Source organism: Priestia sp. RMT2NF4 (assembly GCF_047872835.1).
Lineage (GTDB): Bacteria > Bacillota > Bacilli > Bacillales > Bacillaceae_H > Priestia > Priestia zanthoxyli.
The window spans coordinates 127,054-139,397 of record NZ_JBLQZO010000008.1 but is presented as its reverse complement, the minus strand read 5'-3'; the positions used below and the strand labels follow the sequence as shown (position 1 = coordinate 139,397).

At 36.9% G+C, this 12,344-nt stretch carries 9 protein-coding genes; 2 read left to right on the top strand and 7 right to left on the bottom strand.

The window, feature by feature from the left end:
- Positions 1-391 precede the first annotated feature (391 nt).
- The 4 genes from ACMX9J_RS24190 to ACMX9J_RS24175 all read right to left on the bottom strand — a co-directional run bounded on the left by ACMX9J_RS24190 (position 392) and on the right by ACMX9J_RS24175 (position 4,642).
- Positions 392-1,168 (bottom strand): enoyl-CoA hydratase-related protein, encoded by a 777-nt coding sequence (locus ACMX9J_RS24190; protein WP_047751671.1) that lies wholly within the window; start codon positions 1,166-1,168, stop codon positions 392-394.
- A gap of 35 nt (positions 1,169-1,203) precedes the next feature.
- A complete protein-coding gene (locus tag ACMX9J_RS24185) occupies positions 1,204-2,736 on the bottom strand; it encodes a fatty acid--CoA ligase family protein (RefSeq protein WP_028412536.1) in 1,533 nt (510 codons plus the stop codon).
- Positions 2,737-2,905: 169 nt separating this feature from the next.
- A complete protein-coding gene (locus ACMX9J_RS24180) occupies positions 2,906-3,895 on the bottom strand; it encodes a lipoate--protein ligase (RefSeq protein WP_098626103.1) in 990 nt (329 codons plus the stop codon).
- A gap of 15 nt (positions 3,896-3,910) precedes the next feature.
- Positions 3,911-4,642, bottom strand: a complete 732-nt coding sequence (locus ACMX9J_RS24175) for an MBL fold metallo-hydrolase (RefSeq protein WP_034267959.1) — start codon at positions 4,640-4,642, stop codon at positions 3,911-3,913.
- 228 nt (positions 4,643-4,870) lie between these two features.
- On the opposite strand from ACMX9J_RS24175, the gene yhfH reads away from it, so the two are divergent.
- Complete coding sequence (gene yhfH / locus ACMX9J_RS24170) at positions 4,871-5,002, top strand: protein YhfH (RefSeq protein WP_013055337.1); 132 nt, start codon at positions 4,871-4,873, stop codon at positions 5,000-5,002.
- Positions 5,003-5,041: 39 nt separating this feature from the next.
- Here the strand turns inward: yhfH and ACMX9J_RS24165 are convergent, their stop codons facing one another.
- From ACMX9J_RS24165 to ACMX9J_RS24155, 3 genes are all read right to left on the bottom strand, one after another.
- Positions 5,042-6,625 (bottom strand): response regulator, encoded by a 1,584-nt coding sequence (locus ACMX9J_RS24165; protein ID WP_047751673.1) that lies wholly within the window; start codon positions 6,623-6,625, stop codon positions 5,042-5,044.
- Complete coding sequence (locus tag ACMX9J_RS24160) at positions 6,603-8,423, bottom strand: cache domain-containing sensor histidine kinase (protein WP_416226280.1); 1,821 nt, start codon at positions 8,421-8,423, stop codon at positions 6,603-6,605. Before ACMX9J_RS24160 ends, ACMX9J_RS24165 begins: the two co-directional genes overlap by 23 nt.
- A 149-nt stretch (positions 8,424-8,572) precedes the next feature.
- Positions 8,573-9,862, bottom strand: coding sequence for an ABC transporter substrate-binding protein (locus tag ACMX9J_RS24155; RefSeq protein ID WP_013081692.1), 1,290 nt, complete (start codon positions 9,860-9,862; stop codon positions 8,573-8,575).
- Between the two features lie 281 nt (positions 9,863-10,143).
- Between ACMX9J_RS24155 and ACMX9J_RS24150 the strand changes: the two genes are divergently transcribed.
- On the top strand, positions 10,144-12,315 hold the full coding sequence (locus ACMX9J_RS24150) for a peptidoglycan D,D-transpeptidase FtsI family protein (protein ID WP_028412541.1): 2,172 nt from the start codon (positions 10,144-10,146) through the stop codon (positions 12,313-12,315).
- Positions 12,316-12,344: the final 29 nt, after the last annotated feature.

Below are 12,344 nucleotides of genomic sequence, written 5' to 3'. Positions count from 1 at the left end.
AAAAAATAAAAATTAACGTTGACGTTTGTCGCTTTGTTCAGTTTTCAAAGTTCAACCGCCGCTCTTAAGCGACTTTATTATCTTATCAAGTTACCGACGTAATGTCAACAACTTTTTAAAATTCTTTTTTCAGCTTCGTTGTTACTGTTATGTCTCAACGACGCTTTATAATAATAAAATATATCTTTATTAAAGTCAACAGTTTTTAACAAAAAAATTCGAAATCATTACTTTTTGATTCAGATGGCTGTTTTATCTAGATCATATCATCATATTATAGGCAAAAGCTAGGTTTAAACTTTGCCTTCTCTATTCTTGAACCCTTTACTTTTTTCAATTTCTTCATTATACGAAGAAATTAAAAAAGAGCTGTCCATTAGACAGCCCCTTCTTATTTCCCTTTAAAACTAGGTCTTCTCTTCTCAGCAAATGCTTGAAGCGCCTCTAGACGATCTTCTGTCGGAATCGTTAACTCATATGCTTTTCGTTCAATTTGCAAACCAGTCTGCAAATCGGCCTTCATTCCTTCTTTGATAGCAAATTTTGCTTGCTGAAGTGCAATTGGCCCATTTTTTAATAAAAGCGAGATAAAAATATCTATTGTTTCTTCTATTTGATATCCAGGAGCTACCTTCGTTACTAGACCACATTCTTTTGCTTCTGATGCCGTGAGGCGCTGAGCTGTTAAAATTAGTTCCATTGCTTTTGCTTCACCAACTAGGCGAGGGAGACGCTGTGTTCCTCCTGCGCCTGGTATAATCGCTAAGCTTGTTTCCGTTAAACCCATAAGCGCTTCTGTTGAAGCGATCCGGAAATCACATGCTAAAGCCAGCTCCATTCCTCCTCCAAATGCATATCCGTTGATGATTGCTATCGTTGGCTGAGGAAGCTGCTCTATCTTAGAAAACACTTCTCCTATTTTGTAAATATTGCGCTTTACCTCTTGATCAGAGAGGGTTTTACGTTCTTTTAAATCCGCACCTACACTAAAAGATTTTTCACCTGCCCCTTTAAACGTCACAACTCGAATATCTTTTTGAATACGAATTCCTTCAATTACTTCTTCCAATTCTTTAAGCATATCGTAATTAAAAGCATTCATCGCTTCCGGACGGTTCAGTATCACATGGGCGACGTGTCCCTTTATTTCATAAGAAATAGATGACATTCTTTTACCACCTCCAAATTGGAATCGCTTTCATTTTATCGCTCCTGAGATACCTGCTGCTTCAGTGCACGCCTTAAAATTTTTCCCGTTGTATTTTTAGGAAGTTCTTTTAAAAATTCAATTTCACTTGGCACTTTATATTTAGCAAGGTGCTCTTTGCAGTAGGCAATAAGCTTCTCTTCCGTTATCTCTTGATTATTGCAAACCACGTAACACTTCACACATTCACCTAAAGAAGGATCAGGAACTCCGATAACAGCCACTTCTACAATATCCCGATGCGCATATAGCACTTCTTCTACTTCGCGAGGATAAACATTATATCCTCCTACAATAATTAAATCTTTTTTACGGTCAACGATATAAAAATAACCTTCCTTATCCATTCTTGCTAAGTCACCTGTATACAGCCAACCATCTCGGAGAGCATATTCCGTATCTTCAGGAAGCTTATAATACCCTTTCATGACATTAGGGCCTTTGACGATAAGTTCGCCAACTTGTCCTACTTCTACTTCTTTTCCTAGTTCATTTACCACTTTATTTTCAACATTCATAATAGATGTGCCTATAGAACCTGCTTTTCTCTCTCGATCAATCGGATTGAAACACGTCACAGGAGAAGCCTCAGATAATCCATAGCCTTCTGCTACCATGACCCCAAACTTACGTTCAAAATGGGTTAGAAGTGCCACCGGCATTGATGCCCCGCCTGATATACAAAGCCTTACCGTGTGAAAGTGCTCTTTTTTCCCTTTGTCATGCTGAAGTAAAAAATTATACATTGTCGGAACGCCAGCAAAAATAGTCGCTTGTCGATTTTGAATTAATTCAAATATAGAAGATGGACTGAATTTTGGTTCAATTAATATCGTTCCTCCATTCATTAAAGGCGCATTCAATGAAACAGTTAAACAAAATACGTGAAACATCGGCAAAGCAGCTACGACTCGGTCATTCCCATTTATACTTAAATAATCTGCTACGTCTTGAGCGTTTGAATAAATATTCTTATGCGTAAGCATAGCTCCTTTTGGTTTTCCAGTCGTTCCTGACGTATACAGAATGATGGCCACATCTTCTTCTTTTAACTCGAGAAAATCATATGTAGCTTCCCCTCTGTTTACAACTTGCGAAAACGTGTGAAAATAAGAAGGTATACTTTCCACTGTATCTGTCGTTTCACATAAGATAACGTGTTCCAAAAATGGAGTGTGTCCAATGATTTTTTTTAAAACAGGGAGAAGTAAATCAACCGCAATAACTGCTTTTACATCTCCATCCTGAAGCATGTAGCTAATTTCATCCGCTGTGTAAATAGGATTAATGGGTATAACAGTAGCTCCTACTCGAAGAGCACCGTACAATCCAATAACAAAATGAGGCGAGTTGCCGACAATTAAAGCGATATGATCTCCTTTTTTTACACCTAATTGCTTCAGACCATTAGCAAACTTAGATACCGATGCATCAAGATCTGCATAAGATGTTTCCTGATCCATAAAAACATATGCCGATTTTTGCGGAAATTGCTCAGCTGTTTTATGAAGCTGTGCTGACAAATTCATCTCATAACTTCCTCCTTTTAATAACGAATGAATGAACAACCATTCATTATTAAGTCATAATAATGGAAAAATTCTTACTTCTTCTATTCTATTATAATGTTACTGCTGTTCTATTGACAAGACTCATCTGTTTAAAAAGAAAAAAAGCCTGATGTGGCAGACTTTTTTCTTAATAGATTAATTCAACAAACTCTTCTTTTGTAATATTACCAAAATAATGTGGAATATCGATGTCCTCTAAGGCTTGTTCAATAGAAGCTTTTTCATAACGAACACCTGTTAATTTTCCCTGTACTTCCTGGACATCTCCCACTCCAAAGAAATCTCCATAGATGGTGCAAGCATCGATTTTCCCTTTATTCACTTCCAAACGAACGTCAATTTGTCCCACAGGAAAGCGGTGAGAGTGCTGTAAGTTAAATTTAGGTGATTTTCCATAGTTCCAATCCCATGACTGATAGCGCTCTTTAGAAATTTGATGAATCGTTTCCCAATCTTTTTCCGTTAGTTTATATTCTGTTATATTTTCTTCTCCCTCAAAGATATACCGAAGCAGCATTTCTCTAAATTCTTCCACCGTTACTTTCTGTTCTAAAAATTCACTGATATTCGCTACTCTATTTCGAATAGACTTAATGCCTTTGGATTCAATTTTATCTTTTTTTACTTTTAACGCTGATACCACGTTTTCAATCTCTGAATCAAAAAGAAGAGTTCCATGGCTGAACATTCTTCCTTTCGTCGAAAACTGAGCATTTCCAGAAATTTTACGTCCTTCCGCCATTAAATCATTTCGTCCGCTTAACTCAGCATTGACTCCTAATTTCTTTAACGCTTCCACGACTGGCTCGGTAAACTTTTTAAAATTATGAAAGCTATTTCCATCGTCTTTCGTAATAAAGCTGAAGTTTAAATTTCCTTTATCATGATAAACGGCACCGCCTCCAGATAGACGTCTCACTACATGAATATGCTGATCTTCAACATATTTTGTATTAATCTCCTCAATGGTGTTCTGGTTTTTTCCAATAATAATAGAAGGTTCATTAATATAAAACAGCAGATATGTCTCATTAATATCTAGATGCTTGAGCGCATATTCTTCAATTGCTAAGTTAATTCGGGGATCATAATTTTTTTGATTATCAATAAATAACATTCATTTTCCTCCTTGTTATTCCCATACGTATCCTGATTCAGCTAACGTAAGCGTACCTTGATAATGAGCAGCAGCTTCCTCTACTAGCTGTTGGTGTTCTCCGTAGTGTGGAAGGTGAGTAAGCATGAGTTGTTTGACACTTGCTTTAGAAGCAAGTGTACCGGCTTCTGTACTTGTCATGTGTCCAGCACCGCTTCCATCTTGGCTAGCATAAAAGTTACATTCACAAATAAGAAGATCTGCATTTTCTGAGAAAGAAACAAATTCTTCTAAATAGCTCGAGTCCGCTGTGTACACGACGGTTTGATTGCCAGCACTTATTTTCATGGCATAACAAACGACTGGATGTTTCGTTTTCATAAATTCGATTGTAAAAGGTCCAACGTCAAGTTTTTGACTCGGATCGTACTCTACTCCTTTGGTAATTCCTTTATGAGTAAGTTTGTTGAAGCTTTCCTGATCATATGTATGTCCGTAAATAGAAAGTTCCTTAACAGCGTTCCCTAGATGAGTCTGAATGAGGCGAGCATATTGAAATACTCCGACATCAGCCACGTGGTCATGATGGTAATGAGATAAAATCATCGCATCTATTTCTTCTGGTTTTGCATATTTTTGCAGCTGAGCCAATGCACCGCTTCCACAATCAACAAGCAGCTGAAATCCATCGTGCTCAACTAAATAGCTAGAAGTAGCTTCTGAAACAGCAGGATATCCTCCCCAAAAACCAATAACAGTTACTTTCATTTCAATCACCCTTTCGTACTATTTTTATTACGTTCAGTATACCCTACTTTTTTTTGAAAACTAACTGAAAGATACTCGTTTTGCCTATTTTATCGAAATAACTCATTGTTATATAACAAATAACCACTTAGAATAGCAAAATAGGCTAAATTGTTATAAAACATAATTGACATTTCAACATCTGTTATAATACAATGTTAGTAACAAAAAACAACGGAGGGGATTTAAATGTTAGAAAAAATGACTGAATTTTTCAAAAGATTACCCAATAAAAAGTGCGTAGAATGCGGAAACGACATCGAGGAACAGCATGAGTGCTACGGAAACAAATGCGATCACTGCCTAGATATCATGAAATAAAAAAAGCTGAAACTGTTTTATAACAGTTTCAGCTTTTTTTTATACGGTCAAACTGCGATACTCGTTTGGCGTAATGCCTTCTACTTTTTTAAACACTTTTCGAAAGTATTTATCATCATGATATCCAATCATATTCGCAATTTCATAGATTTTTAGTTCTTCATTTAGTAAAAGTGATTTGGCTTTATTCATTCTGACTTTCACCATATAATCTGAAATATTTTCTTGAAATTCTTGCTTAAACTTTCTCGAAATGTATTCACGGCTTAAATAGAAACGTTCCGATATTTCTTGAAGCTTCACATCTCGATGAAAATTTTGCTGCAAAAATTGTTCGATCTCATAAATAACGTCGCGATTGTTTTGCTTGCTATACCTTTTTATTACTTTTAAAAAACGCTTTACTTCACGCTTTTTTCTCTCTACATACTTTGCTAGCTGAAACTGCCCATCTTGGTTATAGAAAAAAGAAAGAACATATTCAGGACCATTACTTATCGTATAAGGAATGTGATATCTTTTTAACCAATGCTGGCTTAACAGCTGATATTCCTGCTCAAAATGCAGAATTTGCTTTAATGATAGATAATTTTGTGCTTCAAAAGCTGTGATAATTTCGTTGAATACCGGCAAAAAAGCTTCAAACTTCCCTACTTGCAGCGCCTCTTCAATTTTACTGTTATAATCCATCATATTTATTAATAAAGCACTTGCTAAAACGTCTTGCTCGCCGTAGACCTTCACTTTATTTTGATCAAGAACATTGCTTAATAAAAGCGAATTTTTCGCATGTTCATAGGATTTCATTAGCTGATCAATAGAAGAGACTTTGCATCCTCTTGCAATCCGACAGCTCACGTCTAACGTACGGCGAATTGCTGTATGTAAAGTCGTCAGCAAAGAGGTTATGCGTTCAAAATCATTCCAAAATATAATGATAATTTCCCACTTATTTGATAAATAACGGAAGGCTACCCCATTTTCTTCTGCCATCAGCATTTCATTGATTACATTTAAAATTGAAAAATAGGCTAAATCCCGGTCACCGCCAAAAGAACGAATAATGGATTCATCTACACGTACAATCCCCACTTCATATTCTCTAGTCAGATGGAAACCAAACTCTTCATAGATTGATTGATTTAGCAAATAATTGTTCATTAACTGCGTTAGTTTTCGATCTCGATAAATCGGCTTCATTTCATTGATTAAACGATAGCTGCTATTATGGACTTTTCTGGACTCTTCTTCTTTCTTCCATTGAGTTACAGCTCGTACAAGCGTATCGTTTAAAATCGAAGGATCCACTGGCTTTAGAATATAATCCGTACTTCCAAAATGAATAGCTTTACGCATATAGTGGTAGTCATCATACCCTGTTACCACAATCGTTTTGCTAGAAGGTGAATTCTCTTTAATCCACTCCAACAAAGCAATTCCATCGATATTAGGCATCTTCATATCAGTAAAAATGATTTCCGGTCCGTGATCCTCAATAAGCGCAATCGCTTGCTCACCGCTATCAGCTTCTATCACATCTGTAATTTCATGCTCTTCCCACTGTCCAAGCAGCTTTATTCCTTCTCTTACATGCTCTTCATCATCCACGATTAATACTTTCATCACTATCCCTCTTTTCTTCAATTGTTGTTAGCTTTATGACAACGGTAAAATCGTGATTTTCTTGACTGCTAATTTGCATTGAAGCATGATCTCCATAGTAGATGCGAAGTCGTTCATAAATATTTTGCAACCCAATATGCTCATCTGTTTGATTATACGATTGCTGAAGTCTCGCTTTTAATTGATTCAACTCTTTCTCTCCTATCCCTTTTCCGTTATCAGAAACAGTTAGAATCAGTTCTTCTCCGTTTAACTTCGCTGAAATCAACAGCTTTCCGCTTCCTGTGCGGGTTTCGAATCCATGTTTAAAAGAATTCTCAACAAGAGGCTGCAAGATCATTTTCGGTATTCGCATAAGCTCTGCCTCTTTTTCGATATTTAACTCATACTCAAACTTTGAACCAAACCGCTGCTTCTGTAGACTCAAGAAAGCTTTTACGTGATCGACTTCTTGCTTTAAGCTAACGATATCCTCTTTCATATTCATGCTGTAACGCATAATGTGAGAAAGTGAGGTTAATAAAGAATATACTTCAACTGCTTTATGCTTAAGGGCAAGAGTTCCAATCGATTGAAATGCGTTGTATAAAAAATGCGGATTAATTTGTGACTGCAACACTTTTAGCTGCGTTGATTTATTTTCTAACTCCAATCGGAATTTACGTTCAATTAAGTCATTAATTGTTTCTACCATAGAGGTAAAGTGCCTTCCTAAAACACCAAATTCATCGTTTCCAAGCGATTTAAACCGGACTTCAAATGATCCTTTTTCCACTTCTTTCATATTGCGAATTAATACGTTAATCGGCTGTGTAAAACGGACCGATATAAAAAGCGTAGCGATAACGAGCATACACAAAAATGGCAGGCCAATTAATACATTCATAAGTGCTGTCTTTCTTGCATCTTCATATAAAACACTGTAAGGAATTCGCTTCACAATGTATAAGTCCTCAAAAGGCTGTTTAAGCTTTTCATACATTAATACGCCTGAGAAGCTTTTATCTTCCCATTCCATGCTGTGATCCTCTTGAGACGTAAGCGCCTTTAGCCACGGGTAGTTTTCGTTTTTTCCAATAACCTTTGAATCCGAAGAATACAAAACCTTCCCTTTATTGTTCATTAAATAAAAATCTTCTGACTCTTCATTATATAAGCGCTGCGATATAGATTGAATTTGGGTCATGTTAATGTCTAAAGATAGATAAGCTAACAACTTGTCTGAGGGAATTTCATCAATCCGCTGATGAAAGCTAATAACTTGATTCGGCAGTGAGTCAATTAACGTTGATAAATTATTGTAGCTATAAATTTCATGGGTAGGCTCAATGGCAAGAAATTTATGATTTTTATTTAAATAAGAATAGTAAGGCTGAGTGTAAATATCATCGTACTTCCCTCTGCTGCTCACTTTCGAATTATAAGCTGTATACGAGTCATGCCCGTTCTCAATATAAAGATGGAGCTGTTCAATCTCTGGACGAGTATTATATAAATAAAGAAGAGTGCGTGATATTTCCAGTTGATTGGCTCCTAAATCACTTGATACGCCTTCATCTAACACTTTAATAAATGGGTGGTAGCCGTACAGCCTTTTTGTAATATTAGCAATTTCATTTAAGTAATCACTCAAATCATTGCTTCCATTTTTAATAACTTGATAGTTGGTAGAAATAAATCGATTCTTAACCGTTTCTTTTGTGTATTGATACGTAAAAATCGTTGAAATTAAAAAGGGAATAACGGTTGCGAATAAGAAAAACAAAATTAATTTCTTGCGTATGCTCCAGCCTTTCACAACTAACCTCCTTTGACTAATGTCATACATTATGACTATTATTATACATTAAAAGCGCTTTCAATTAACTATTATTTTTTCATAACTATGAATCTAACCAGCTATTTTTTCACACCAAAAAGTCCGCGTTTTCCACGCGGACTTTTTGGTTATTTTTTCATTTTTGCCCAAATTGTATCTAATTTCTTCATAAATTCTTCTTCCGTCATTTGTTTGCCTGCGTAAGACTGCATTGCTGCGCCTACTTCTTGAACCGTTCCTTCTGGATACTTAAACCAGTTCCAAGATAATGTTTTGCCTTCTTCAGAGTATTTTAAGATATCATCAGATAAAGAATCGATTCCTTTTCCATCGATGTTTTTGAACGCTGGAATGAACTTGAACTTTTCAACTAAGAATTTTTGACCTTCTTTAGAAGAAACCATCCAATTTAAGAATTCCTTCGCTGCTTTTTTATCTGCATCTGGTGCATTTTTGTTCACTACCCAGTTATTTGGAACTCCGATTGCTAATTTATCATTTTTCTTCGCATCGTTGCTGATCGGCATTGGGATAAAGCCCATTTTCATGTCCGGATTGATTTTCGTGATCATATTTACCGTCCAGTTACCTTGTTGCATCATCGCTGTTTCACCAGAAGCAAATTGAGTAACTTGTGTATTGTAATCTGTCGTTAATGGATTTTTATTTCCATACTTTAACGTTAAATCGAACAGATTCATAAATTGCTTAAACGTTTCATTGCCTTCAAATTTTGCTTTTCCTTCGTTTAGACCTTTAATAAACGCATCTGGATCATCTTGCTGCGCCATTGGAATATTAAATAAGTGGTTACCTAGCACCCACCACTCGCCGTATCCGTTAGAAAATGGCGTAATGCCTTTTGCTTTAAGCTTTTTAGAAGCTGCTTCTAATTCCGACAGCGTCTTAGGCAATTCTTTAATGCCTGCTTTTTCAAATAAATCTTTATTATAAATAAAACCATAACCTTCTAAGTTTAGCGGCTGACCATAGATTTTCCCGTCCATTGTCATCGGTTCTTTAGCGATATCATACAGATTATCTACCCACGGCTGATCAGACAAATCTTCTAATTTATCCTTCCACGTTTGCGCTTCTTGGAACCCTCCATTATTAAAGATATCAGGTTCATTTCCAGAGGCAAACTGTGCTTTTAATGCTGCACCATAGTCCGCTCCTCCGCCGACTGTTTGGATGTTAAACTTTACGTTTGGATGTTCTTTTGTATATTCATCCGTTAATTCTTTCAGCTGATCTGCAATTTCCACTTTGAACTGGAACATATCAATAACAACTTGATCACCTGAGCCTGTTGATTTACTTGCTTTTGAATCCGTACCTGAGTTTGAACATGCTGTCGCAAATAAAAGTGATGTTGCTAACACGCCAGACATTATTGAAAGCCTTTTCATTTTCATTCGTTTTGCCCCCCTTGATATCTATCTCTCTTTATTTTACCGATTCTAGGACATTTGAACAGGTAACAATATTGAACAACCGAGTGGAAAATATTGAACACCCCCCTTCAGCACCCTTCGACAGGTCTTTCTTCTTCCGCAAAAATTTCTATAAAATTTTTATCTGTTTTATTCCACCTAATAACATTTATAGACAAAATTATGTTAATATGTAGAGTGATAGATTCATAAGAAAATTTATGAATTTTTTTAACTTGTATAAACAAAGTGAAGGGGTTTACATGAAAACTAAAAAGCGCAAAAAAACACATGTCTCATTTCGAATTAACTGGCTGTTTATTGTGGTTTTCCTGCTTTTTTCTGCACTCATTTTACGATTAGGCTTCGTACAGATTGTGTACGGAGAGAACTATAAACGAGAAGTTGAAAAAACAGAAGATGAAACGGTAGATTCACCGGTTCCTCGCGGAAAGATGCTAGACCGCTATGACCGCGTTATCGTGGATAATAAACCGTTGAACGCTGTCACGTACACGCGTTTGAAGGGCGTCACTCAAGAAGACAAGCTAAAAGTAGCTAAAAAGCTTGCCACTCTTATTGATGTTCCTGTTACAACAGACGTGTTTGGCAAATCGGATAAAAAGAAAGATAAAAATACGATTAAGCTAACAGAACGCGACTTAAAAGATTATTGGATTGCAACTCATCCAAAAGCAGCAGCGAAAAAAATTACCGCAGCAGATAAGCAAAAAGTAAAAGAAGGTCAGCTTTCTGAAGATGATTTGTATCCTCTTCAGCTGAAGCGCATCACCAAAAACGAACTTTTATCGGTGAAAGATGACCTTGAAGTGATTGCTATTAAAAGCAAGATGGAAGGCGGCTACGCGTTAACCGCTCAAATTATTAAAAGCGGCTTAACAGATAAAGAGCTTGCCGTTATTAGTGAACAATTAGGGAACTTGCCAGGCGTTGATACAACAACTTACTGGGACCGTATGTATACATACGATGGCTTACTTAGCACGCTGCTTGGTAAAATCACATCGGCAGATGAAGGATTGCCAAGCGAAAACTTACAGTACTACTTGTCCCACGGCTACAGCCGTAACGATAGAGTAGGAAAAAGTTATTTAGAAAAACAGTATGAAGACGTTCTTCGCGGTCAAAAAGCTCGCGTGCAAAACATAACGGACCGCTCTGGCAACTTAGTTAGCCAAGAGACCGTTACAGAAGGTCAGCGCGGCAGTGACTTGATTTTAACAATTGATATGGAACTTCAAAAACAAGTTGAAGATATTTTAACAAAAGCTGTGACATCTGGAGCAGCTGGTTCACGATTAATGGATCGCGCGTTTGCTATTATGATGGACCCTCACACGGGAGACATTTTAGCAATGGGTGGAAAACAGCTCGTTACAGATAAAAAGACGGGAGCACGAAAAGTACAAGATTTTGCTCTTGGTAACATGACAACTTCTTATGAAGTGGGTTCAGCTGTAAAAGGAGCTACTGTTCTTGCAGGTCTTGACTCAGGCGCTATTCAGCCTGGAACGGTGTTTTATGATGCACCGATGACATTTGCTGGAGGCACTAAGAAAAAGTCCTCACATAATATGGGAGCTACTGGAATCGAAAAAGCTCTAGAACAATCATCAAACGTATTTATGTACCGCACGGTTATGAGCATGGCTGGTGAAACGTACCGCCCTGGCGGCAGACTGAATATTCCACCGTCTATCTTTAATAAGCTGCGCTCATACTATAGCCAGTTTGGTCTTGGAATTTCAACGGGAATTGAATTAGAAAACGAATCAACCGGTATTCGTAACAGCGTCACAAATGAACCAGGTAAAGCACTAGATTTTGGTATTGGACAGTATGATACGTACACACCTCTTCAGCTTGTTCAATACATTTCAACAATTGCTAACGGTGGCTATCGTATGAAACCCCACCTAGTAAAAGAAATTCGTGAGCCTGAGCTTGATAGTGAACTAAAAGGGAGCGTACAAAGCTCGTTTGAGCCGGAAGTATTAAACCGTATTACAATGAGTCAATCGGAAATTGACATTGTTAAGCAGGGCTTCCGCCGCGTAGTTACTAGCTCACATGGTACAGGGCGTTTACTTAATACAGGAAAATACAGTCAGTATAATATCGCTGGTAAATCTGGTACAGCTGAAACATTTAACAAAGGCGTAAGCGTCCGTAACTCTACATTCGTTTCATACGCACCTTATGATAATCCCGAAGTAGCCGTAGCGGTCGTCATCCCTTCTGCTTATGTAGCAGGTACATCTAATACGTTAAGTAAAACTATTACAGGCGATTCTATTAAAGCTTACTTCGATCTTAAAAAAGAAGGCGAAAAAGAAGTAGAGCAAAAAGAAGAAGATGCAAAAACAGGAAATACAGAATTAAACGGCGTAAAAAAAGATGATAATGAACAATAAAAAAAGGTCTCGTCATGAGACCTTTTTTG

Excerpts from the sequence above, each read along its gene's own strand:
- ACMX9J_RS24190 (WP_047751671.1), bottom strand. The coding sequence starts at position 1,168 with ATGTCATCTATTTCTTATGAAATAAAGGGACACGTCGCCCATGTGATA.
- yhfH (WP_013055337.1), top strand. The coding sequence starts at position 4,871 with ATGTTAGAAAAAATGACTGAATTTTTCAAAAGATTACCCAATAAAAAG.
- ACMX9J_RS24155 (WP_013081692.1), bottom strand. The coding sequence starts at position 9,862 with ATGAAAATGAAAAGGCTTTCAATAATGTCTGGCGTGTTAGCAACATCA.
- ACMX9J_RS24150 (WP_028412541.1), top strand. The coding sequence starts at position 10,144 with ATGAAAACTAAAAAGCGCAAAAAAACACATGTCTCATTTCGAATTAAC.
- ACMX9J_RS24165 (WP_047751673.1), bottom strand. The coding sequence starts at position 6,625 with ATGAAAGTATTAATCGTGGATGATGAAGAGCATGTAAGAGAAGGAATA.
- ACMX9J_RS24185 (WP_028412536.1), bottom strand. The coding sequence starts at position 2,736 with ATGAATTTGTCAGCACAGCTTCATAAAACAGCTGAGCAATTTCCGCAA.
- ACMX9J_RS24180 (WP_098626103.1), bottom strand. The coding sequence starts at position 3,895 with ATGTTATTTATTGATAATCAAAAAAATTATGATCCCCGAATTAACTTA.
- ACMX9J_RS24175 (WP_034267959.1), bottom strand. The coding sequence starts at position 4,642 with ATGAAAGTAACTGTTATTGGTTTTTGGGGAGGATATCCTGCTGTTTCA.